This window comes from Mesorhizobium sp. M7A.F.Ce.TU.012.03.2.1 (genome assembly GCF_004006095.1).
Classification (GTDB): Bacteria; Pseudomonadota; Alphaproteobacteria; order Rhizobiales; family Rhizobiaceae; genus Mesorhizobium.
In genome coordinates, this window is record NZ_CP034779.1 from 6,211,659 (window position 1) to 6,232,976 (window position 21,318).

Consider the following 21,318-nt stretch of genomic DNA (forward strand, 5'->3'; position numbering starts at 1 on the left):
AAAACCGCCGGCGGACCGGCGGTTTCGTATTCGAGCGGGCAGCCGCCTTACTTGATTTTCGGCAGCTGTTCCCACTGGTGGAAGGGCGGCGGCGAAGGCAGCTGCCATTCGAGCGTCGTTGCGCCCTCGCCCCATGGGTTGGCGCCGGCGATCCGCTTCTTCTGGAAGGCCTCGAACACACCATAGAGGAAGATCAGGACGCCGATGGCCGAGATATACGAGCCGATGGACGACACATAATTCCAGCCGGCGAACGCATCGGGGTAGTCGATGGTGCGGCGCGGCATGCCGGCGAGACCGAGGAAGTGCTGCGGGAAGAAGATCAGGTTCACGCCGACGAAGGTGACCCAGAAATGGGTGTTGGCGATGACGGGCGAATACATGTAGCCGGTCATCTTCGGGAACCAGTAGTACCAGCCGGCGAAGATGGCGAACACCGCGCCCAGTGACAGCACGTAGTGGAAGTGGGCAATGACGAAATAGGTGTCATGCAACGAGCGGTCGAGGCCGGCATTGGCCAGCTGGACGCCGGTGACGCCGCCGATGGTGAACAGGAAGATGAAGCCCAGCGCCCACAGCATCGGCGTCTTGAACGAAATCGACCCGCCCCACATCGTCGCGATCCAGGAGAAGATCTTCACGCCTGTCGGCACCGCGATGACCATGGTGGCGAAGACGAAATAGCGCTGCGTATCGAGCGACAGGCCGGTCGTGTACATGTGGTGCGCCCACACGATGAAGCCGACGGCGCCGATCGCCACCATGGCATAGGCCATGCCGAGATAGCCGAACACCGGCTTCCTCGAGAAGGTCGAGATGACGTGACTGATGATGCCGAAGCCCGGCAGGATCAGGATGTACACTTCAGGGTGACCGAAGAACCAGAACAGGTGCTGGAAGAGGATCGGGTCGCCGCCGCCGTCGGGCGCAAAGAAGGTGGTGCCGAAATTGCGGTCGGTAAGCAGCATGGTGATGCCACCGGCCAGAACCGGCAACGACAGCAGGAGCAGGAAGGCGGTGATCAGCACCGACCACGCAAACAGCGGCATCTTGTGCAGCGTCATGCCGGGCGCGCGCATGTTGAAGATGGTGGTGATGAAGTTGATGGCGCCGAGGATCGACGACGCACCGGCAATGTGGATCGACAGGATCGCCAGATCCATGGCCGGCCCGGGCTGGCCCGAGGTCGAAAGCGGCGGATAGAGCGTCCAGCCGCCACCGACGCCAAAGGCGCCCGGCGCGCTCGGCACGAACATCGAGGTGAGAAGCAGGATGAAGGCCGGCGGCAGCAGCCAGAAGGAGATGTTGTTCATGCGCGGGAACGCCATGTCGGGCGCGCCGATCATGATCGGAACCATCCAATTGGCGAAGCCGCCGATCAGCGCCGGCATGACCATGAAGAAGATCATGATCAGGGCGTGCGCGGTGGCGAAGGCATTGTACATGCTCTTGCCGCCGTCGATCGCGGCGTCACCGTTCATGCCGTAGACCATCTGCGCCAGACCGCTGAAGATCTGGATGCCAGGCTCCTGCAACTCCATGCGGATGGCGACAGACAAGGCACCGCCGATGATGCCGGCCATGATCGCGAAGATCAGGTAGAGCGTGCCGATGTCCTTGTGGTTGGTCGAATAAACCCAGCGGACCCAGCCGTGATAAGGCTTGTGGTCGTGCCCGTCGTGAGCTGCAGCGTCTGCCATGTTCCGCTCCGTTCCCTAAATCTTGCTAACCCGCGGCATCAGTTGCCGGCGGCCGCTACCTTGTTCTGGCCGTCGACCTCGGCCATCAGCGTCTTGTTGGCGCCGGGCAGATCGGTCTTGGCTGCCGCCAGCCAGGTCTTGAACTGCGCATCGGAGACGACGCGGATGGCGATCGGCATGAAGGCATGGTCCTTGCCGCAGAGCTGCGAGCACTGGCCGTAAAAAATACCTTCCTTCTCCGCCTTGAACCAGGTCTCGTTGGTGCGGCCCGGAATGGCATCGATCTTGATGCCGAACGACGGCATGGCAAAGGAGTGGATCACGTCGGTCGCGGTGACGAGCACGCGGGTCATGGTGTTGACCGGCACCACCAGTTCATTGTCGACCGCGAGCAGGCGCGGATAAACCTTGCGGTCCTCCTTGCCGGCGGCGGCGCGGTCGGTGTCCTGAAGGATCGCGGAATTGAAGGAGAGCGTGTTTTCGGTCTGGTACTCGTAGTCCCAGTTCCACTGGTTACCGGTCGCCTTGACGGTCAGCTTCGCTTCTTCCGGCGGCGTGTATTGCGCGGTCAGCAGCTGGAACGAGGGAATTGCCAGGCAAAGCAGGATGACGACCGGACCGACAGTCCAGATCACCTCGATCAGCGTGTTGTGGCTGGTCTTGGACGGAACCGGGTTCGCGCTCGCACGGAATCTGACGATGCAATAAGCGAGGAGAAGCAGCACCAGGATGGTGATCGGAACGATGAACCACATCGTGTAATTCCCGAACCACTCGATCTGCCGCATCATGTCAGTCGCCGGCGCCTGGAAGGTTGTCTCCCAGTTCTTGGGCTGGTCGGCATGGGCGGATGCGCCGGCGAAAAACGTGACAGCGGCACAAGCACTTAGAAACTTGGCACTTGCTGGAACCTTGGCGTTTGCCAGGAAATTTCTCATCGCCCTCATCGTCTCCCAGTTCCTCGCTGCGGTACCCACGAGAATAACGAACAATGCCGGGACGGGAATCCCGACAGTTTCAAGGTGGTTCAAACCATACTCTTTTTCCCTCCGCAAGAAAGGAGCGGACGAAACCGTGCGGCATTTTTGCGCGCAAGCCCGGATATGCCTTTGGAGGCAGCCGCGGCAGCACCGAATCGCCTACAGTGAGCCCGCAGCAGCATTCCCGCGGGCCGCAGGTGCCGAACGTCGCAATTCGGGCGAAATTGGCAGGGAAAAGCGCCCAATTGGCTTTTTCGGGGCAGACCTGGTGCGGTCTCGTCCTTTACTTGGCTTTGGCGCGGCTTAAAGTGCCGTGATTCGCAATGGAGCCGTCATGAATTACTGGCTTTCGAGAAACTCTCGGTTTTCGAGAAACTGGGCGAAGGTCATCTTTTTCGCCGCCCTGTCTGGCATCGGCTTGTCCGCGATCGTGTCCGGCACGGCGAACGCCGCGCAGCCGAGCGGCACCGTGCGCTCGACACATGGCGCATGGTCGATCATCTGCGACACGCCGGCCGGTGCCACCTCGGAACAATGCGTGATGATGCAGAACGTCGTCGCCGAGGACCGTCCGGAGATGGGACTGTCGGTCGTGGTGCTGCGCACCGCCGACAACAAGGCGGAGATCCTGCGCGTGCTGGCGCCGCTCGGCGTGCTTTTGCCCAACGGGCTCGGCCTCAATGTCGACGGCAAGGACATCGGCCGCGCCTATTTCGTGCGCTGCTTTCAGGACGGCTGCTATGCCGAGGTTATCCTCGAAAAGCCGCTTCTCGACACGCTGAAGACCGGCACGTCGGCCACCTTCATCGTCTTCCAGACCCCGGAAGAAGGCATCGGCATCCCGGTCGACCTCAAGGGTTTTGCCGACGGCTTCGCCGCCCTCCCCTGAAATCCTGCGACATCACCGGCATCATCAACCAGAAGTGACGTCGACGGGCTGCTGGCAAACCGCTTTTGTCTTCACAATGCGGCCGAGCGATTGTCTCGGCGCGCCTTCGCGCCTACATCGTGGCAAAGACCCATTCCTCCTGTGAACGGACGCGCCATGAACAGCCTGATCGGCCAATTCGACATTTCAGACGATCGCATCAAGCAGATCGTCGCCGAGACCATCAACGGCGCCGATGACGGTGAGTTGTTCCTCGAATACAGCGAGAGCGAAGCGCTGATGTTCGACAATGGCCGCCTGAAGACCGCCAACTTCAACACCGACCAGGGGTTTGGCCTGCGTGCGGTTGCCGGCGAAGCCAGCGGCTATGCGCATTCCAGCGACCTCTCCGAAGCGTCGCTGCTGCGCGCGGCCGATGCCGTTTCAACCGTCAAGGGCGGTTATTCCGGCACGCTTGCCGCGGCACCTGCCCGCACCAACCGCCATCTCTATGGCGAAGAGAACCCTATCCCCTCGCCTTCCTTCGAGGCCAAGGCAAAGCTCTTGCAGGAAATCGACGCCTGGCTGCGCGCCGAGGATCCGCGCGTGCGTCAGGTTTCGGCATCGCTCGCCGCATCCTGGCAGCATGTCGAGATCGTGCGCGCCGATGGCCAAATGGTGCGCGATATCCGCCCGCTGGTCCGCATCAACGTCTCCGTTGTGGTCGGCGATGGCGACCGCCAGGAGAGCGGCTCCTACGGCATGGGTGGCCGCAAGGCGTTTGGCGAATTCCTGGTCGAGGACAGCTGGAAGCACGCCGCCAAGGAGGCGCTCAGGCAAGCTCTGGTCAATCTCGAGGCCATACCGGCCCCGGCCGGCACTTTCGACATCGTCTTGTCCAGCGGCTGGCCGGGCGTCATGCTGCACGAGGCCGTCGGCCATGGGCTGGAAGGCGATTTCAACCGCAAGAAGACCTCGGCCTTCGCCGGCCTGCTCGGCCAGCAGGTCGCCGCCAAGGGGGTCACCGTCGTCGACGACGGCACGATGCCCGAGCGGCGCGGCTCGCTGACCGTCGACGATGAAGGCACACCTTCGGCCCGCAATGTGCTGATCGAGGATGGCAAGCTGGTCGGCTACATGCAGGATCGCCAGAATGCCCGGCTGATGGGCATGAAGGCGACCGGCAACGGCCGCCGCGAAGGCTATGCCCACCAGCCGATGCCGCGCATGACCAACACCTACATGACATCTGGCGACATGGAGCCGGACGAAATCATCGCCTCGGTCAAGAACGGCATCTATGCCGTCTCCTTCGGCGGCGGTCAGGTCGACATCACCTCGGGCAAATTCGTGTTCGGCTGCACCGAGGCCTACATGATCGAGAACGGCAAGGTGACGCAGCCGATCAAGGGCGCGATGCTGATCGGCAACGGTCCGGACGCCATGCACCGCGTCTCGATGATCGGCAACGACATGAAGCTCGACACCGGCATCGGCATGTGCGGCAAGGCCGGACAGGGCGTGCCCGTCGGCGTCGGCCAGCCGCATCTGCGCATGAACCAGATGACGGTGGGCGGCACGCGGGTTTGATAAGAACAGTCGACGAGCTTACTCGCCCATCTGAATTGCCCTAAAGCCAGGATGCCGGCGATTTCGGTAGACGACGGTCGGGGTCGACGACCTCCAGGCGCGGCGCGCCATCCTCGTTCCAGCGCCAGAGCGCAACGCAGGTGCCGCCGGGCGACATGAAGGACGGATAGATCACGCCGTTCACCCCATCGGCAAGCAGGCGATCCCGCAGCTTGTGGGTCTCGGGCACAAGGCCCTGATCCAGCATGTCTCGCCATTCGCATTGGTGAATACCCGCCGTCATGGCCAATTCGCTCAGCATTGCGGCATCGGTCAGATCGGCCAAGCGCGCGCCCGAGAGCTCTAGTTGGGCAATTAACGCCGGATGCTGGACGAAGCCCTGATTGTACTCCGCCCAGGCGGTGGACAATTCGCGCGCCGCATAGATCGTTGAAGCGCCAATCGGATTCCAGCGACCGCCGAAGTGGGCAGCGCCCTCGCCCGAAAGCGGCAGATGCGCCCAACGCGGTACGAAGGCCCGCCACAAGGTCAGGCTGATCTCAGGCATACACGCCGGAGCGGACGGCCTCCAGGTAGGCCAGCACCTTGTCCGTCTTGCCCTCGCGAACCAGGTCGTAGGCGGTCTTTCCCGCCCAGCCGGGGATCGGCTGGTGCTTAAACCAGATCGCCGCACGTTGCTCGCCGCCGGCCATTTCACCGGCCATCGACAGGATGCGGACGATCGGGCTGAGGGCGGCGTCGACCTTGCGCGCGCCGGCCTTGGCGGCAAGTGTGTTGCGCGCGACCCCGATCAGGCCGGCCAATTCGGTCAGGTTGACACCAAGCTGTTCCGCGACACGCCTTGCCGAAAGGTAAGGCGACCGTTCCTCGCCAAAGCGTGACGCCGGAACTTCGAGGGCTGCGGAGTTCATGACGATTACCTAGCATAGTTTGATGCGTACGGTATCAAAATAGGCCCAATTCACGCGCAACTCAAGCACAAGCGACCTACCGCCTCCGCTTCGGCTTCTCCAGCAACGCCACGGCCTCAACATGCGGCGACCACAGGAACTGGTCGATCGGCGTCACGCTTTTCAGGATGTAGCCGCCGTCGATGAGGATGCGCAAATCTCGCGCGAGCGTCACCGGATTGCAGGACACCGCGGCGACGTACGGCACATCCGAACGGGCGATCTGCTTCGACTGATCCTCGGCGCCAGCGCGCGGCGGGTCGAACACCACACCATCGAAGGCATTCAATTCCTTGAACGTCAACGGCCGCCGGAACAGGTCGCGGCGTTCACCCGTCACCCGCTTCAAGCCAGTGGCGAAACGCGATCCACGGTCGAGGGCCGAAAGGGCTGCCGCATCGCCCTCCACCGCATGGACTTCCGACTTCGCGGCCAGACGCAGAGCAAAGCTGCCGCAGCCGGCGAAAAGATCCGCCACCTTCTTGGCACGCTTCAGATGCCCACCGACGATATCGGCCATCGCCTGTTCGGCGGCCTCGGTTGCCTGCAGGAACGCGCCCGGGGGCAAGGCGACAGCGACGCTACCGAACATGACAACCGGCTTTTTCGGCTCGATGATGATTTCGTCATCGATGGACAGCCTGGCAAAGCCCTGCGCCATGACGAAATTGGCCGCGATACGGCGCTGGTGCTCCCCGAGCTTGCCGGATTCGTGAACCGCGACATCGAGCCCCGAACCGGTCACGGTGACCGCCAGCCGGAACGATTTGGTGGTTGCGCAGACCAATTCGGCGAGCGCCTTCAACCGATCGAGCGAAGCGACGATCTCCGGCAGCGAGATCGGGCATTCCGATATGGCGATGATCTCCGGCGACAGATGGCGATGGAAGCCGAGCAGCATGCCTGTATCGGTGCGCCGGGCGGCCAGCACGACACGGCGGCGCGTCTGCGGCGCGCAGGCGACCAGTTCGCCGATCTCGCAATCGATGCCTTTGCCCTTCAGGATGTGCGCCACTTTTTCGCGTTTCCACTGGCGATAGGCTCCGGCTTCGAAATGCTGGAGCGCGCAACCACCGCATTCGGTGAAATGGCGGCAGGCGGGGTCGATGCGCAGCGGCGATGCTTCCAGCACCGCCATCAGCATGGCGCGATCCCTTTCGCGCGCGGCGGTGACCGTTTCACCGGGCAGTGTGAAGGGAATGAACAGATCGCCTGTCTCGGTCTCGGCGACACCGTCGCCCTGAGCGCCAAGTTTCCTGATGCTGAAGCGCGCGCTCATCGGTCCTTGATCCCACCGAGCAGGAATTCGCGATTGCCGTCGCCGCCCTCGATCGGCGACAAATGCAGCCCCAGCGAGCGCCAGCCTGGCACGGAGTCCAGCCAATCCTGCAGCAGGCCGGCGACACGGGAGGCGTCGTAGGGATCTTTCAACAGACCACCCTTGCCGATCGCATCACGGCCCGCCTCGAATTGCGGCTTGACCAGAAACATGGCCTTGGCGCCAGCCTTCGCCAGATCAAGCGCCGGCGGCAGCGCCAGTTTCAGCGAGATGAAGCTGACGTCGGACACGATGAAATCCGGAATACGCCCGCTGAGATCGGCAACGGCGAGATCGCGGGCGTTCAGTCCTTCGATCACCGTCACACGCGGGTCGCCGCCGATATCAGGATGCATCTGGCCATGACCGACATCGACCGCGGTGACATGGACCACGCCGCGCTCGAGCAACACCTGGGTGAAGCCGCCGGTCGAGGCGCCAATGTCGAGCGCTTCACAGCCGGCAGGGTCGAGGCCGAAATGATCGAGCCCACCGATCAGCTTGAGTGCCGCGCGCGACACATAGCCTTGCGCCGGATCATCGATGGCAACAAGGCATTGCGGCAAAACGCTCTGGCCGGGCTTGCGCGCAATGACGCCGTCGACGGTCACCGTGCCACGCTCGACCGCGTCGCGGGCACGTGAGCGGCTGGCAAACAGCCCGCGCTGGACGAGCAGGTCGTCGAGCCGCTGGCGTGCGCTGGCTGGCAGAGGGGAATTCATCGGCCTTCATGGCGAAAGCCGACGACGATGGCAAGAGCACCGGCCGGAAGCATCTCGTCTCACGTTCCCATCATCACGCCCAGCACATTGGACCGCGGCGATGGTGAGGCGTTCCGTCACGCCGACCACCCTATGAATATCTATCGTTGCGCCGGTTGAGACGGATGACCGCCGAAGCATGAGGTCTCGTCGCCTGCCGATAAGTGCCTAAAATCTAGAAAGCCTCATGATTTCTTAACCAATTTTCATCGCATTTGCTTGAGGACTTCAATGTTATGACCGCGACGACCGGAAAAGCCGGATGAAGAGGCGGCAACCTTGGAAATGGCCAGCGATATCGTCTACAAGGTTCTTGACCGGATTTCCGGCGCCGGCCTGCTGGCGACCGGACTTCTGTTGCTGACTGCTTTGGTCAGCGCCCTGGTCGCCTACTGGCGCACGGTCGAGAAAAAGAGCTGGAAAGAGTTTTTCGAGTTCGCAGTCCCGCATGAGGTCATCACGCACCCTTCGGCGAAAGCCGACCTTTTGTTCTGGGTGACGCGGAAGGCGCTGATGCCATTCCTCATGCTGCCCGCCGGCGTCGTCTTCGTCAGCGCCGTCGGCTATGCGACGAACTGGTTGCTCTCCACGCTGCTGGCGATCCAGCCGCCCCTGATCGAAGGACCGGCAGGGCCGGTGACGGTGACGATCTTCACCATCACCATGCTGCTTGCCTACGACATCTCGTACTATCTCTACCACGTCGCCCAGCACCGCTACCCGGTGCTGTGGGAACTGCACAAGGTCCACCATTCGGCCGAGGTGATGGTCGGCATCACCAAGGATCGCGTCCACCCGCTCGACGAATTGATGAACCGGGCCTGGGACGGCGTCATTCCCGGCATCTGCTTCGGCATCTGGTCGCTGGTGTCGCTGAACCTCGTCGAGCTGACGGTCTTCGGCGTCAACGTCTACATCATACGCAACATCCTGATGATGGATTTCGTCAGGCACACGCATTTCAAGATCTCGTTTGGACCGTTGAACAATCTGATCCTGTGCCCGCACTGGCATCAGCTGCACCACAGCACCGACCCGCGCCACTACGACAAGAACTTCGGGCTGCTCTTCTCGTTCTGGGATCGGCTCTTCGGAACCATGTGCGTTCCGAGACCCGACGAGGACTTCAAGTTCGGTTTGATCGAACGCAACGTGCGCGACTACCAGTCGCTCGCAGGCCTCTATGTCCTGCCGCTGAAGCGGATGTGGCGGCAGATCGCCAGACATTTCCGCACCGACAAGCCCGAGCCACAGCAATCGCCGCAAAGGGGGAGGCCATGAACGGACCCGCCGTGTTCCGGATGCCGCGAACGCACCGGATCGAAATTGCGACCTCGCCAGCGCGACTGGCAGAAATCGCGCCCGCCTGGGCAACGCTCTGGCAACGCGCCGGCGGCCTCGTTTTCCAGCATCCCGACTGGATCTCGGCCTGGTGGCACACCACACCGCATCAGGACCGTCGCGGTCTCAGGATCGGCCTGGTCTGGAGCGGCGAGCGTCTCGAGGCCGTCATTGCGCTCGCGACCTTCTGGCGCTCAGGCATCCGTATGCTGGAATGGGCGGCGAAAGATCACTGCGACTATGGCGATGTCCTGGTTGCTCCCGATGCCGAGCCACAGATCCTGCCGCAACTCTGGCAACATATCCTCGACGATGGCGGCTTCGATCTTGCCTACCTCAATCGTCTGTTGCCTGATGCCCGATTCCGGACCCTGCTTGGTCCCGCCGCCCCAGGCCAGAGCAATATCTTGCAGCCAAGCCACCGCAGCGAGGTCAGCTATCGAGTTTCCGGCGCCGGGCAACGCGGCGCACAATGGTTTGAAAGCCAGTCGAAGAAAACTCGGCAAAACTATCGCCGTGGCTACAAATTCATGGAGGAAGGCGGCGCGCTGCGTTTCCGCCTGATGGATGCGCACGAAGCCCGCGAGCCGGTGCTGGAGCGCGTCGCCGCGCTGAAGCGGTTGTGGCTTGCAAAACACGGCCGCGTTTCGGACCTCTTCGACGAAGGCTCCCCCGCGCTGGCGGCACTCATATCCGTTCTGGCCAAGCTTGGATTGCTGCGCATCTTCGTGCTCGAACGCGAAGACGAGATCATCGCCATCTCGATCAATTTCGAGCAGCATGGAACGATGATGGCTTTCGTCACCACCTATGATCCGGCCTTCGAACGGGCCTCGCCGGGGATGGCCTTGATGATGGATTACATCCAGTGGTCGTTTGACCGAGGCTTGACCACGATCGATTTTCTCTGCGGCGGCGAGGATTTCAAGCGCCGCTTTGCGACGCATTCGGTGACCTTGTCGTCGGTGGTGGGTGGACGAAACCTGCGCGGACGCCTAGCCGCCCTGGCAGACCGCGCCCGCCACGCGGCGCAATCCTGGCGCCCCGAGAAATCGGCGCAGCAAGCGGAGCTGGTTGCGGCAGAGTAGCATTGCCGACGCTTTTTAGATCGCCTGCACAGCGGCAAGCGCGAAACGATCGGGCAATCCCGATAGGCTTGTTGGTCTTCAGCTCAGAATACGGTTCGCGAAACCGGGCGCTCGACGGCTGGAGACAAGCCATCCTCACGGCCGCCCGAAGCTTGCTCGCGTGCAGGCTCGATGGCAACCGCAGGCGCGGGAACAGGGGCCGGCAGAACCACCAATTGCGGCACCTGCTTGAAGGAAAAGCCGCCGCGGATGTCGCCCATCTTGCCGGCGATGATGCCCATCGCCGCCTTTTCGAGGCTGCGGTCATAGCGCGTTTCGGCTGTGGCCGGCGCGATGATAACGGCGCAAAGTGCTGCGCCGCACAGAAGCGTTTTCATTGTTGTTGTCTCCCTGCCTGATCACGATCTAGCAGGGCGCCATTGAAAAACGGCCAAGAGACACGGTAAGCAAAGCGCCAAACGGCAGCGTAAACAATGCCTTAAGATCGCGTGCCGGCAAACTGATTCAAGTCTTTGAGACTTTGATTCAGGCGCGCTGGGATTCAGGCGCGCTGGGCGTGGACTGTGTGCCCGAGTGCCACGAACACGGTGCGCACGATGCCGGCGGCATCGAGCCCGGCATCGGCATACATCTTTTCCGGCTTGGCGTGGTCGCTGAACGCATCGGGCAGCACCAGCGGACGCACCTTCAGGCCGCTTTCCAGCAGGCCCTCATGGGCAAGGAACTGCAGCACGTGGCTGGCGAAGCCGCCGACGGCGCCCTCCTCCACCGTCACCAGCACCTCATGCGAGCGGGCCAGCCGCCGGATCAGATCCTGGTCGAGCGGCTTGGCGAAACGGGCGTCGGCGACCGTGGTGGACAGCCCGGCAGCACCTAGCTCCTCCGCGGCGATCAGGCAATCCTGCAGCCGCGTGCCGAAAGACAGCAATGCAACCTTGGTACCCTCCTTGACGATGCGGCCCTTGCCGATTTCGAGAACCGAGCCGCGCTCCGGCATGTCGACGCCGACGCCATTGCCGCGCGGATAGCGGAAGGCGATCGGACCCTCATCATAGCTCGCCGCGGTGCGCACCATGTGGCGCAGCTCCGCCTCGTCGGCGGCCGCCATGACGACGAAACCCGGCAGTGTCGCCAGGAAGGTGGTGTCGAAGGCGCCGCAATGGGTCGCGCCATCGGCGCCGACGAAACCGGCGCGGTCGATGGGAAACCGCACCGGCAGTTTCTGAATAGCGACGTCGTGGACGACCTGGTCGTAGGCGCGCTGCAGGAAGGTGGAATAGATGGCCGTGAACGGCTTGTAGCCTTCGGTGGCAAGGCCGGCGGCGAAGGTCACCGCGTGCTGTTCGGCGATGCCGACATCGAAGGTGCGCGACGGGAACGCTTCGCCGAACAGGTCGAGACCGGTGCCGCTCGGCATAGCGGCCGTGACGGCGACGATGCGGTCGTCCTCGCGGCCCTCCTGGACCAGGCTTTCGGCGAACACCTTGGTGTAGGCCGGTGCGTTGGCTGGCGCCTTGGCCTGCGCGCCGGTGATGACGTCGAACTTGTTGACGCCGTGATATTTGTCGGCGGCGGCTTCGGCCGGCGCATAGCCCTTGCCCTTCTGGGTGACGACATGGATGAGCACCGGGCCTTCGCCATTGTCGCGGACATTTTTCAGGACCGGGATCAGGTGCTCCAGATTGTGGCCGTCTATCGGGCCGATGTGATAGAAGCCGAGTTCCTCGAACAGCGTGCCGCCGGTGACGTAGCCGCGTGCATGCTCGACCGCCCTTGTGATCGCACGATCCGCGCGCTTGCCGAGATAGGACGTCAGTTTCTTGCCGAAATCGCGCAGGCCGATATAGGCCTTGCCGGAGGCCAGCCGCGCCAGATAGGCGCTCATCGCGCCGGTCGGCGGCGCGATCGACATGTCGTTGTCGTTGAGAATGACGATCAGCCGTGCATCGAGCGCACCGGCATTGTTCATCGCCTCATAGGCCATGCCGGCGGACATGGCGCCGTCGCCGATGACGGCAATGACGTTGTTGCGGCCGCCGGAGAGATCGCGGGCGGCGGCCATGCCGAGGCCGGCCGATATCGATGTCGAGGAGTGGGCGGCGCCGAAGGGATCGTACTCGCTCTCGGCGCGGCGGGTGAAGCCGGACAGACCGCCTTCCTGGCGCAGCGTGCGGATACGGTCGCGGCGGCCGGTCAGGATCTTGTGCGGATAGGCCTGGTGGCCGACATCCCAGATCAGCCTGTCATCGGGGGTGTTGAAGACATAGTGCAGCGCCACTGTCAGCTCGACCACGCCAAGCCCGGCGCCCAGATGACCACCCGTGCGGGACACGGCGTCGACCAGCTCGGCGCGAAGCTCGGACGCCAATTGCGGCAGTTCACTTTCCGCAAGCGTGCGCAGGTCGGCCGGGATGCGGACCTTGTCGAGAAGTGGCGTATGCGGCGGTGCGTTCACGGTGCTGAGGCTTTCGGTTGATGGGCGAAATAGGTCGCCGGCCGGCGAAAGTAAATGCGTGTCAGTGACGCGGATCAGGCCCTAGTCTTTGTCTATGCATTTCGTTCTGCCACTTTCCGGCGACAGGCATCAGCTTTCCGGCAGCGGGATGAATTCTTCCTCGTCTCCTGGAACGATGTCGAAGCGGCCCGTCTTCCATTCTTGCTTGGCCTGTTCGATGCGTTCCTTCGACGATGAGACGAAATTCCACCAGATGTAACGCTTCGAACCGAGCGAGGCGCCGCCAAACAGCATGAAATGTGCACCGGTCTGCGACGATACGACGATCTCGTCACCGGGACGGAACACCAGCAGCCGTTCCGCCGGAAAGACGTCACCTGATATCGAGACCTCGCCTTCCAGCGTGTAAATGGCGCGCTCTTCCGCATCGGCAGGGATTTTCACGCTGGCGCCGGGCGCCAGGCGCAGGTCGGCGTAGAGCGTCTCCGAGTCGGCCCTGACCGGCGACCGCAACCCCTGGAAATCGCCGATGATGAGGCGCCCGTTGACGCCTTCGGCATCGATCTCGGGAAGCCTGAGCGCTCCTGTGTTCTCGAAAACCGGTGCCACCTCTTCCTTGTCGTCCGGCAGCGCCAGCCATGTCTGCAGGCCGGATACCGACATCGGCGCGCCACGCAGTTCCTCCGGCGTACGCTCCGAATGGACGATGCCGCGGCCGGCGGTCATCAAATTCACGTCGCCGGGCTGAATGACCATTTCGGTGCCGAGTGAATCGCGATGCCGGATCTTGCCGTCGAACAGATAGGTGACCGTCGACAGGCCGATATGCGGATGCGGACGGACGTCGAGCGCCTGGCCGGCCCGCAGGATGGCAGGACCCATGCGGTCGAAGAAGATGAACGGCCCGACCAGCCGCCTTTTTGCCGTCGGCAGGGCACGGCGCACCTGAAAACCACCGATGTCCTTGGCGTTCGGAATGACCATCAATTCGATCTGGTCGCTGGCAAAGGCGTCGCCTGCCTCAGGGTCTTTCCCGGGGAAGAAGCTCATGGACTCTCCTTGTCGGCCGTCGAAGGCCGCCTGGCCGCGTCAGGCAAAGCGAATGGCCGCCTTTGCCCGCAGCTTGGCCGCCACCTCTCCGCGATTACGCGGATGCTGATGGGTTTCCAGGGAATCGAGCAGTTCGCGCGCCGAGGCCGCGATGGCTTCGACGGCATGGTCGAAGGCGTGCTGGTTCTGCTTCGAGGGCCGCGTCGTTCCGCTCAGCTTGCGGACGAACTGAAGAGCCGCGTCGCGCACCTCGTCAGGGGTTGCCGGCGGATCAAAATTGAACAGGGTCTTGATGTTTCTGCACATCGCTTCCGTATCTCCTCTTGTCCTTGAGCTCTTTCAATTGGGACGAGTTATATCCTCGATCATGATCATGTCCAAAAACCGGTGAGGCGAGGCCATCGTTCGGACCGGGCCTCAATCCGCGTCGAGCGGCTCCGTTCCGACCGGCTTGCCGTCGCGCGACAGCCTGATCTTCTCGACCTTGTCCTCGGCGGCCTTCAGCAGCCGGTCGCAATGCGCCTTCAGCGCCTCGCCACGTTCATAGATCTTGATCGACTGGTCGAGCGGCACGTCGCCACGCTCCAGATCATCGACGATCTTCTCCAGCGCATCGAGTGCCTGCTCGAAGCTCATCGCCTTGACGTCTTCGTTGGTCTCATCGGCCATCATTCATCCTTTCATCAGTCGCCCGACATGGGCGGCGACCGAAAATGCCAATCCCTGCAGATCGTAGCCGCCCTCGAGCAGGCTGACGAGCCGGTTGCCGCTGTGGCGTGCCGCGCGCTGCATCAGTTGGCCGGTCGCCCAATCGAAATCATCCTCGGTCAGATTGATCTCGGCCAGCGGATCGCGGTGGTGCGCGTCGAACCCCGCCGAAATGATAATCAGGTCGGGCGCGAAATTGTCGAGCGCGGGCAGGACGCGCGACAGGAAGGCATCGCGAAACACCTCGCTGCCAGTCTGCGGCGCCAGCGGCGCGTTGACGATGTTGCCGGCGCCCGTTTCGTTCTTCGCTCCGGTGCCGGGATAAAGCGGCATCTGGTGTGTCGAGCAATAGAGCACCGACGGATCGTCCCAGAAAATGTCCTGCGTGCCATTGCCGTGATGCACGTCCCAGTCGACGATGGCAACGCGTTCGACACCGTGTTTCTTCTGCGCATAACGCGCCGCGATCGCCGCCGTGTTGAACAGGCAGAAGCCCATGGCCGTGGTCTTTTCGGCATGATGGCCGGGCGGCCGGGCGGCGACGAAGACGTTGTCGGCGCGGCCCGAAAAGACGTCATCGACGGCGGCGTTGGCGGCGCCGATCGCGGTGATCGCCGCTTGCCAGCTCTTCGGACTGGCAGTGGTGTCGGCATCGATGCGGGCAATCCCCTCGTCGGGAATGGCGGCGCGCACGCGGGCGACGAAATCGGCGGGATGCGCGTAGAGGATGGTGGCCTCGTCGCCTTCCGGCGCCTGGATACGATCGAGCCCGGCAAAGGCTTCCTCATCGAGCACGCGCTCGATGGCACGCAAGCGGTCGGGCCGCTCGGGATGTCCGGGCGGCGTGAGATGCTCGAGGAAGATCGGATGGGTGTAGAGACGGGTGGTCATCGTCCTAATCTAGTGACCCGGATCGACAAAGGCCATGCACGGGCGGCCGATGACTGGGGAAAATCGCGACTGCGTCCATTCGCGTCGCTGCAAGCATTGGCGTCCTCAGCACTTCGGCGTAAGGTTTTTGGTACTGCCTGGTGCCCGCCGCAAGCGGGAGAATCGGGAACACGGTTGAATTCCGTGGCGTGCCCAACGCTGTGAGGGGGACCGCGCCGGTAAAATGCCACTGTCGATGACGGGAAGGCACCGGACGCGGGTTGATCCCGAGCCAGAAGACCGGCCTGGCAGGCATCGTCATCCGCATGGTCAGGCGGATGATATCAATTGCAATCGCAAGGGGACAAGCGATGCCGGAACACCTGACCGCTGCTGTTGGCGACGGATTTGACCAGAGTGCGCGCGATGCGGTCTATCGCGCCATGTTCACACGGCGCGACGTGCGCAGCCATTTCCTGCCCACCGCGATCGATGACGACGTGCTGGCGCGGCTGCTGCTTGCTGCCCATCACGCGCCATCGGTCGGCTTCATGCAGCCATGGAATTTCATTGTCATTCGTGACATCGAGCGACGGGCGGAGGTGCGCGACCTGTTCCTGGCCGCGCGCGAGCAGGAACTGCCGGCGATCGACGAAGAGCGGCAGGAACTCTACCGCAAGCTCAAGCTGGAAGGCATCTGCGAAAGCGCGCTCAACATCTGCATCACCTGCGACCGGCAGCGCTCGAAGGGTTCGCCGCTGGGACGCTGGCACAATCCGGAGATGGATCTCTACAGCACCGTCTGCGCGGTGCAGAATTTCTGGCTGGCCGCGCGTGCCGAGGGCGTCGGTGTAGGCTGGGTCAGTATCATCGAAGCGCAGGCGCTAAAGCGGCTGTTGGCCATTCCGGACCACGTAACGCCGATCGCCTATCTCTGCGTGGGCCGTGTTTCCGAGTTCGCTCCCAAACCGGACCTTGAAACGCATGGCTGGGGACGGCGGCTGCCGCTGCCGGAGCTGATCATGAGCGAGACCTTTTCCGGGCAAGGCGAGACACAGCTCAAATCCACCGTGGCGCGCCTCAACACCGTTTCTGCCTCACCAGACATCACCCGCCCGGCCGATCAGGGTGTGGCGCCGGCCGTAGCCCAGCGCGAACCGCCGAAGGAGGCGAGCGCCTTGTCCTTGAGCTCCCTGAACTTCGACGACGCCTCGGCCAGCCGGGCGTCCCAGGCCGGATCCGGCACCTGGCCCGCGATGGTCTTGAAATAGACCTGCATCAGGCAGGCGATGGCGAAGGGTTCAATGAACGCCGCCTTGAATGCCCAGGCGAAGACGATGGCGAGCACAAAAGCCCAGCCGGCGAGCTGGCCAGGCATCAGGAACAGAATCGCGCCGGCAGGCGCCAGCATCATCAGAAAGATGATGAACGACACGCCCCACATGATGACCGCCAGCCAGACGGCGTTCTTGACCATGACCTTGCCGTTCTGGGCATAGAGCACGACGCCCTGGCGCGCCGTCTCGAAGGGCGAGGCTGAATTGATGCGGATGTTGTAGCCGAGGATGATCTCGTCGACATAGGTCAGCGACAGGCGGATCACCGTGTTGATGAAGGAGACCAGGCCGCTCAGGCCCGGTATCGGCAGGAAGGCGGCGATGCCGCCGAGCAGGCCGGTGATGGCGCGGATGGCGCCCTTGACGAGTTGGTCGACGACGAAAAGGATGTTGGCCTCGGCGAAACGCTGGGTCACGATATCCCTGGCATAGGCGATCTGGTCCTGACCGCCGGGAATGTCGCGGCCGTCGATCAGATGAACCATGACGGCGATGTGGCCGGCCTTGACGACATAGAGGATGTATTCGCGGATCCAATACACAGCGATCGAGACGAGGCCAAACCCGACCACGCCGCCCCACAGGGCAAAGGACATGGGCCCGTCGGGATCAGTGGAGATATGGCCGACGCCATAGCCGACCGAGGCGCCGGTGCCCGTCGCCATAATGTAGGCCAGCGTGATGCCGAAATAGACGATCATGCGAAAGACGATGAACGGCCAGGTCCGCATCATGATGGACACCGACCGGCCGATCTCAAAATCCCACATGTGCCCCGAATCTCCGCCTCAGAGATGGTGGAAGAGGATGGACTCAACCCGGCGATTGTCAATTGACGGCCCTGACGCCAAAGGGCAACGAATTCGGGCTAACGGGTTTCTTCGGAGCCTTCGCCGGCGCGTAGGCTGACGGAGCATCAAACGAAAAACCCGCCTGTGCGGCGGGTCACTGGCGCAAATCAGCACCATGGACGAATATGTACCTTAGCTGAGGTCACCGAGTCAAGAAAAAATTCCTATCGTGAACAGCTGCCGGCACGAAAGCTCCGGTGAGAACTTCAATTCGACTGCGGATCCGGCTTCTTGAGCAGGCCTTCGAGCAGTTGCTTGAACGCCGTCACCACCTTCTTCGACGTCGCTTCGGGGTCGCTCGAATTGGCGATCCGTTGCGCTGCCTGGCTGCTCGCTCCGTTGATCAGTCGCGAGGCCGTCTCGGGGTCGAGGCTGGAGACAACGACCCCCTCCTCCTGCAGCGCGGTCAGATGGTCGGTCATTGAAGCGATGCACGCACTGCAATTCGGCCATTGCGCTGGATCCCCCAGCACGGCCGGGCCATCCCGGAACATGATGCGCTGGATTTCCGGCTCCAGCGCCATCTCGATATAGGTCGAGCACTCGTCGACGAAATGTTGCCAACGGGTCGGCGCTCTCGACGCGACCTCATTGATGCGCGCCGCCATCTCGCCGTCAATCTGGGCTATGACCGCCTGCAGCAGCCCCTTCTTGTCGCCGAAATGATGATAGAGCGCGCCGCGCGTCAGCCCGGCCGAAGCGGTGAAATCATCCATCGAGGCTTCCGCATAGCCTGTTGTGCCGAAGGCATGACGGGCCGCCGCGATCAGCTTGGCGCGCGTCTCGGCGATCATCTCCTTGCGGGGTCTGTGCATGGCTTCTGGCCCTATTCACATACGCAACGTATGCCAATTGACATACGCGACGTATGGCCTATTTAATGATCATACGCTCCGTATGTAATTGTCCAATCGTCCTTTGTCGAGGAACCAACCGATGCAAAATCCCTACGCGGAAATCTTTCGTGCCCCCGGCGCCAAGGGCTTTGCGGCCGCCGGCTTCATGGCGCGCCTGCCGATCGCCATGGCGCCAATCGGCATCGTGGCGATGCTGTCGCAGACGCGCGGCGAATACTGGCTGGCGGGTGCGGTCTCGGCGACATACGCGCTGGCCAACGCCTTCGCCGCGCCGCAGATATCGAGACTGGTGGACCGCCTGGGCCAGACACGAATCGTGGTGCCCACCACCATCATCGCGGTGCTGGCTTTCGCGGTCCTGATAGCGGCGGCCAACCAGAACTGGCCGGTTTGGACGCTGTTCGTATCGGCACTGCTGGCCTCCGCCATGCCAAGCATACCTGCGATGGTGCGCGCGCGCTGGACGGAGATTTTCCGGGGGCGGCCGCAGATGAACACCGCATTCGCCTTCGAGTCCGTGGCCGATGAACTGGTCTATATCGCCGGGGCATCGCTGTCGGTCGGCCTCAGTGCCGCCCTATTCCCGGAAGCCGGCGTTCTGGTGAGCACATTATTTCTCGCATTCGGATCAGCGGCCTTCATCCTGCAACGCTCGACGGAGCCGCAAGTGCGGCCGGTGGACCATAACTCAAGCGGCTCGGCGATCCGCCTGCGGCCGGTTCAGATCATCACCCTCGCCCTGATCTTCATCGGCGCGACCTTCGCGACGACGGAAGTGACCACCGTGGCGATCACCAAGGAGCTTGGCCAACCGGGCGCCGCCAGCCTTGTCATCGGCGTTTATGCGCTGGGATCGTTCGTGCTCGGCATCATCGTCGGCGCGCTCAGCCTGAAGGCGCCGCTGCAACGCCAGTTGGCCATCGCAGTCGCCCTCGTCGCGCTCGGCACGCTGTTGCCGCTCACCGCCGACACCGTGCCGCTGCTGGCGCTGACCGTGTTCATCAGCGGTGTGGCGATCTCGCCTACCTTCATCACCGCCTTCGGCCTGATCGAGCGGCATGTGCCGGAAGCGATGCTGACCGAAGGCATCACCTGGGTCATGACCGGCATCGGCATCGGCATGGCGCTGGGCTCGTTCGCCGCCGGTGCGATGGTCGATGCGTTCGGCGCCCAGAGCGGGTTCTGGGTGTCGGTGGCTTCAGGCACGATTGCACTGATCGCCGTACTGCTTGGCCAGCGCAGCCTTGCCACGACTGAGTGCGAGATGGACGGATGTGAAGCAGCCGCCGTTCCGGCCGAGTGACCGCCAGGATATGTTGAGATTCAGGTCAGGCCGAGCCGAAAATGATGGATTTCGAGAACCGGAGCGCAGCGGACTTCCCGGTCCGTGAGCACCGGAAAGCGCAGAAAGCCGCCATTTGCAGGCCGGCCTCACCTGAATATCGATATATCCTAAAGGATCTCGGTCTTGGCGATGTGGATGCCAAAACCTTCGAGGCCGACATAGTGGCGTTCGCGCGAGGCGATCAGGTTGATCGAGGAGATGCCGAGATCCTTGAGGATCTGCGCGCCAAGCCCGATCTCGCGCCACTCGTTTTCGCGGCGGCGGGCCTCTTCGTGATCCTCGCGGTCGCCGCTTGCCGGTCGTTTGCGCTCCTGATGCGCAACGCCGACGGAACCTTCTCTGAGATAGACGATGACACCGCGCCTGCGCTCGCCCATTTCCTTCATGATGGCGTCGAGCCGGTGGCTGGTGCCGAACACATCGGTCACCACATCCTCCGAATGCAGGCGCACCGGGACCTCCTCGCCGTCACGAATGTCGCCGAAGACGATGGCGACGTGGTGCATGGAGTCCCACGGCAGCGTGTAGGTGAAGACCTGTGCCTTGCCGCCGAGCGTGTCGATTTCCGAGCAAGCGACGCGTTCGACCAGAGTTTCCTTACGTTGCCGGTAGGCGATGAGGTCGGCGACCGAAACCTGCTTCAGCCCATGCTCCTCGGCGAAAGCCTGCACCTGCGGGCCGCGCTTGACGGTGCCGTCATCATTGACCAGCTCGGAAATGACGCCGACCGGCGGCAGGCCGGCGAGCTTGCACAGATCGACCGCTGCTTCGGTATGGCCGGAGCGCATCAGCACGCCGCCTTCGCGCGCGATCAGCGGGAAGATGTGGCCGGGGCGGACGAAATCCGAGCCACCGACATTGCCGTTGGCAAGATTGCGTACGGTCAAAGTGCGATCTTCGGCCGAGATGCCGGTCGTGGTGCCATGCTTGAAATCGACGCTGACGGTGAAAGCGGTGGTGTGGGCGGAATCGTTGTCGGCGACCATGGGCGCAAGGTTCAGCCGCTTGGCTTCTTCGCGCGGCATCGGCGTACAGACGATGCCGGAGGTGTGGCGAACGATGAACGCCATCTTTTCGGGCGTGCAGTGGACAGCGGCGACGATCAGATCGCCCTCGTTTTCGCGCCCGTCATCATCCATGACGACGACGATCTCGCCGCGTTCGAAAGCACGCAGGGCTTCGACGATTTTCTTCTGGTCGTAAGGCATGGGTACTCGCTTCGCTCGCAGGGGAATAAGGGAGTAGGGCA

The 21,318-nt window shown here is 62.9% G+C and carries 20 protein-coding genes, 1 pseudogene and 1 riboswitch; of the genes and pseudogenes, 6 read left to right on the forward strand and 15 right to left on the reverse strand.

Going from position 1 to position 21,318, the window contains the following annotated elements; all coding sequences use genetic code 11:
- Nucleotides 1–47: 47 nt before the first annotated feature.
- Nucleotides 48–1,700, reverse strand: a complete 1,653-nt coding sequence (gene ctaD / locus EJ079_RS30820) for a cytochrome c oxidase subunit I (protein ID WP_023808611.1) — start codon at nucleotides 1,698–1,700, stop codon at nucleotides 48–50.
- A gap of 38 nt (nucleotides 1,701–1,738) precedes the next feature.
- Nucleotides 1,739–2,755 carry a cytochrome c oxidase subunit II gene (gene coxB, locus EJ079_RS30825; protein ID WP_164873885.1) on the reverse strand — a complete coding sequence of 339 codons (1,017 nt, stop codon included), beginning with the start codon at nucleotides 2,753–2,755 and terminating at the stop codon, nucleotides 1,739–1,741.
- Nucleotides 2,756–3,014: 259 nt separating this feature from the next.
- Here coxB and EJ079_RS30830 point away from each other — a divergent pair, with 259 nt between their 5' ends.
- Both EJ079_RS30830 and tldD read left to right on the forward strand, forming a co-directional pair.
- A complete protein-coding gene (locus tag EJ079_RS30830) occupies nucleotides 3,015–3,569 on the forward strand; it encodes an invasion associated locus B family protein (protein WP_013532781.1) in 555 nt (184 codons plus the stop codon).
- 156 nt (nucleotides 3,570–3,725) lie between these two features.
- Nucleotides 3,726–5,138: a metalloprotease TldD gene (gene tldD, locus EJ079_RS30835; RefSeq protein WP_127811002.1), complete on the forward strand. Its 1,413-nt coding sequence runs from the start codon at nucleotides 3,726–3,728 to the stop codon at nucleotides 5,136–5,138.
- 40 nt (nucleotides 5,139–5,178) lie between these two features.
- Here the strand turns inward: tldD and EJ079_RS30840 are convergent, their stop codons facing one another.
- The 4 genes from EJ079_RS30840 to EJ079_RS30855 all read right to left on the reverse strand — a co-directional run bounded on the left by EJ079_RS30840 (nucleotide 5,179) and on the right by EJ079_RS30855 (nucleotide 8,128).
- Nucleotides 5,179–5,685, reverse strand: coding sequence for an RES domain-containing protein (locus tag EJ079_RS30840; protein WP_127270325.1), 507 nt, complete (start codon nucleotides 5,683–5,685; stop codon nucleotides 5,179–5,181).
- Entirely contained in the window at nucleotides 5,678–6,049 is a 372-nt protein-coding gene (locus EJ079_RS30845; RefSeq protein WP_127270326.1) for an antitoxin Xre/MbcA/ParS toxin-binding domain-containing protein, read from the reverse strand. Before EJ079_RS30845 ends, EJ079_RS30840 begins: the two co-directional genes overlap by 8 nt.
- A gap of 76 nt (nucleotides 6,050–6,125) precedes the next feature.
- Nucleotides 6,126–7,367: a class I SAM-dependent RNA methyltransferase gene (locus tag EJ079_RS30850; protein ID WP_127811003.1), complete on the reverse strand. Its 1,242-nt coding sequence runs from the start codon at nucleotides 7,365–7,367 to the stop codon at nucleotides 6,126–6,128.
- Nucleotides 7,364–8,128 carry a TlyA family RNA methyltransferase gene (locus EJ079_RS30855; protein ID WP_127811004.1) on the reverse strand — a complete coding sequence of 255 codons (765 nt, stop codon included), beginning with the start codon at nucleotides 8,126–8,128 and terminating at the stop codon, nucleotides 7,364–7,366. Before EJ079_RS30855 ends, EJ079_RS30850 begins: the two co-directional genes overlap by 4 nt.
- A 324-nt stretch (nucleotides 8,129–8,452) precedes the next feature.
- Here EJ079_RS30855 and EJ079_RS30860 point away from each other — a divergent pair, with 324 nt between their 5' ends.
- Together EJ079_RS30860 and EJ079_RS30865 are read left to right on the forward strand one after the other, a co-directional pair.
- Complete coding sequence (locus tag EJ079_RS30860; RefSeq protein ID WP_164874016.1) at nucleotides 8,453–9,448, forward strand: sterol desaturase family protein; 996 nt, start codon at nucleotides 8,453–8,455, stop codon at nucleotides 9,446–9,448.
- A 266-nt stretch (nucleotides 9,449–9,714) separates the two neighbouring features.
- Nucleotides 9,715–10,596 carry a GNAT family N-acetyltransferase gene (locus EJ079_RS30865; RefSeq protein ID WP_245481764.1) on the forward strand — a complete coding sequence of 294 codons (882 nt, stop codon included), beginning with the start codon at nucleotides 9,715–9,717 and terminating at the stop codon, nucleotides 10,594–10,596.
- Between the two features lie 83 nt (nucleotides 10,597–10,679).
- Here the strand turns inward: EJ079_RS30865 and EJ079_RS30870 are convergent, their stop codons facing one another.
- From EJ079_RS30870 to EJ079_RS30895, 6 genes are all read right to left on the reverse strand, one after another.
- The gene (locus EJ079_RS30870; RefSeq protein ID WP_127811006.1) at nucleotides 10,680–10,973 is read right to left on the reverse strand and encodes a hypothetical protein; all 294 of its coding nucleotides are present in this window, start codon (nucleotides 10,971–10,973) and stop codon (nucleotides 10,680–10,682) included.
- A gap of 164 nt (nucleotides 10,974–11,137) precedes the next feature.
- The gene (gene dxs / locus EJ079_RS30875) at nucleotides 11,138–13,051 is read right to left on the reverse strand and encodes a 1-deoxy-D-xylulose-5-phosphate synthase (RefSeq protein WP_127811007.1); all 1,914 of its coding nucleotides are present in this window, start codon (nucleotides 13,049–13,051) and stop codon (nucleotides 11,138–11,140) included.
- Between the two features lie 129 nt (nucleotides 13,052–13,180).
- Entirely contained in the window at nucleotides 13,181–14,101 is a 921-nt protein-coding gene (locus tag EJ079_RS30880; protein WP_127811008.1) for a pirin family protein, read from the reverse strand.
- A 39-nt stretch (nucleotides 14,102–14,140) separates the two neighbouring features.
- Nucleotides 14,141–14,407 carry a DUF2277 domain-containing protein gene (locus EJ079_RS30885; protein WP_127811009.1) on the reverse strand — a complete coding sequence of 89 codons (267 nt, stop codon included), beginning with the start codon at nucleotides 14,405–14,407 and terminating at the stop codon, nucleotides 14,141–14,143.
- A gap of 111 nt (nucleotides 14,408–14,518) precedes the next feature.
- Nucleotides 14,519–14,770, reverse strand: a complete 252-nt coding sequence (locus EJ079_RS30890; protein WP_127268720.1) for an exodeoxyribonuclease VII small subunit — start codon at nucleotides 14,768–14,770, stop codon at nucleotides 14,519–14,521.
- 3 nt (nucleotides 14,771–14,773) lie between these two features.
- Complete coding sequence (locus EJ079_RS30895) at nucleotides 14,774–15,700, reverse strand: histone deacetylase family protein (RefSeq protein WP_127270331.1); 927 nt, start codon at nucleotides 15,698–15,700, stop codon at nucleotides 14,774–14,776.
- 121 nt (nucleotides 15,701–15,821) lie between these two features.
- A riboswitch (cobalamin riboswitch) is annotated at nucleotides 15,822–16,003 on the forward strand.
- 47 nt (nucleotides 16,004–16,050) lie between these two features.
- Between EJ079_RS30895 and bluB the strand changes: the two are divergent.
- Nucleotides 16,051–16,680: pseudogene (bluB, locus tag EJ079_RS34095) on the forward strand (5,6-dimethylbenzimidazole synthase); the annotation flags it as partial.
- Nucleotides 16,681–16,802: 122 nt separating this feature from the next.
- On the opposite strand, the gene EJ079_RS30905 reads toward bluB, so the two are convergent.
- Both EJ079_RS30905 and EJ079_RS30910 read right to left on the reverse strand, forming a co-directional pair.
- Nucleotides 16,803–17,786: a hypothetical protein gene (locus EJ079_RS30905; RefSeq protein ID WP_245481765.1), complete on the reverse strand. Its 984-nt coding sequence runs from the start codon at nucleotides 17,784–17,786 to the stop codon at nucleotides 16,803–16,805.
- Between the two features lie 287 nt (nucleotides 17,787–18,073).
- On the reverse strand, nucleotides 18,074–18,682 hold the full coding sequence (locus EJ079_RS30910) for a TetR/AcrR family transcriptional regulator (protein WP_127268181.1): 609 nt from the start codon (nucleotides 18,680–18,682) through the stop codon (nucleotides 18,074–18,076).
- 121 nt (nucleotides 18,683–18,803) lie between these two features.
- Between EJ079_RS30910 and EJ079_RS30915 the strand changes: the two genes are divergently transcribed.
- Nucleotides 18,804–20,027, forward strand: coding sequence for an MFS transporter (locus EJ079_RS30915; RefSeq protein ID WP_127811010.1), 1,224 nt, complete (start codon nucleotides 18,804–18,806; stop codon nucleotides 20,025–20,027).
- 149 nt (nucleotides 20,028–20,176) lie between these two features.
- Here the strand turns inward: EJ079_RS30915 and ribB are convergent, their stop codons facing one another.
- Nucleotides 20,177–21,277 (reverse strand): 3,4-dihydroxy-2-butanone-4-phosphate synthase, encoded by a 1,101-nt coding sequence (gene ribB, locus EJ079_RS30920; RefSeq protein ID WP_127811011.1) that lies wholly within the window; start codon nucleotides 21,275–21,277, stop codon nucleotides 20,177–20,179.
- Nucleotides 21,278–21,318: the final 41 nt, after the last annotated feature.

What these genes read in the sequence shown, in the direction of transcription:
- ctaD (WP_023808611.1), bottom strand. Translation starts at nt 1,700, where the DNA reads ATGGCAGACGCTGCAGCTCACGACGGGCACGACCACAAGCCTTATCAC.
- EJ079_RS30830 (WP_013532781.1), top strand. Translation starts at nt 3,015, where the DNA reads ATGAATTACTGGCTTTCGAGAAACTCTCGGTTTTCGAGAAACTGGGCG.
- tldD (WP_127811002.1), top strand. Translation starts at nt 3,726, where the DNA reads ATGAACAGCCTGATCGGCCAATTCGACATTTCAGACGATCGCATCAAG.
- EJ079_RS30840 (WP_127270325.1), bottom strand. Translation starts at nt 5,685, where the DNA reads ATGCCTGAGATCAGCCTGACCTTGTGGCGGGCCTTCGTACCGCGTTGG.
- EJ079_RS30845 (WP_127270326.1), bottom strand. Translation starts at nt 6,049, where the DNA reads ATGAACTCCGCAGCCCTCGAAGTTCCGGCGTCACGCTTTGGCGAGGAA.
- EJ079_RS30850 (WP_127811003.1), bottom strand. Translation starts at nt 7,367, where the DNA reads ATGAGCGCGCGCTTCAGCATCAGGAAACTTGGCGCTCAGGGCGACGGT.
- EJ079_RS30855 (WP_127811004.1), bottom strand. Translation starts at nt 8,128, where the DNA reads ATGAATTCCCCTCTGCCAGCCAGCGCACGCCAGCGGCTCGACGACCTG.
- EJ079_RS30860 (WP_164874016.1), top strand. Translation starts at nt 8,453, where the DNA reads ATGGCCAGCGATATCGTCTACAAGGTTCTTGACCGGATTTCCGGCGCC.
- EJ079_RS30865 (WP_245481764.1), top strand. Translation starts at nt 9,715, where the DNA reads ATGCTGGAATGGGCGGCGAAAGATCACTGCGACTATGGCGATGTCCTG.
- EJ079_RS30870 (WP_127811006.1), bottom strand. Translation starts at nt 10,973, where the DNA reads ATGAAAACGCTTCTGTGCGGCGCAGCACTTTGCGCCGTTATCATCGCG.
- EJ079_RS30880 (WP_127811008.1), bottom strand. Translation starts at nt 14,101, where the DNA reads ATGAGCTTCTTCCCCGGGAAAGACCCTGAGGCAGGCGACGCCTTTGCC.
- EJ079_RS30885 (WP_127811009.1), bottom strand. Translation starts at nt 14,407, where the DNA reads ATGTGCAGAAACATCAAGACCCTGTTCAATTTTGATCCGCCGGCAACC.
- EJ079_RS30890 (WP_127268720.1), bottom strand. Translation starts at nt 14,770, where the DNA reads ATGGCCGATGAGACCAACGAAGACGTCAAGGCGATGAGCTTCGAGCAG.
- EJ079_RS30895 (WP_127270331.1), bottom strand. Translation starts at nt 15,700, where the DNA reads ATGACCACCCGTCTCTACACCCATCCGATCTTCCTCGAGCATCTCACG.
- EJ079_RS30905 (WP_245481765.1), bottom strand. Translation starts at nt 17,786, where the DNA reads ATGTGGGATTTTGAGATCGGCCGGTCGGTGTCCATCATGATGCGGACC.
- EJ079_RS30910 (WP_127268181.1), bottom strand. Translation starts at nt 18,682, where the DNA reads ATGCACAGACCCCGCAAGGAGATGATCGCCGAGACGCGCGCCAAGCTG.
- EJ079_RS30915 (WP_127811010.1), top strand. Translation starts at nt 18,804, where the DNA reads ATGCAAAATCCCTACGCGGAAATCTTTCGTGCCCCCGGCGCCAAGGGC.
- ribB (WP_127811011.1), bottom strand. Translation starts at nt 21,277, where the DNA reads ATGCCTTACGACCAGAAGAAAATCGTCGAAGCCCTGCGTGCTTTCGAA.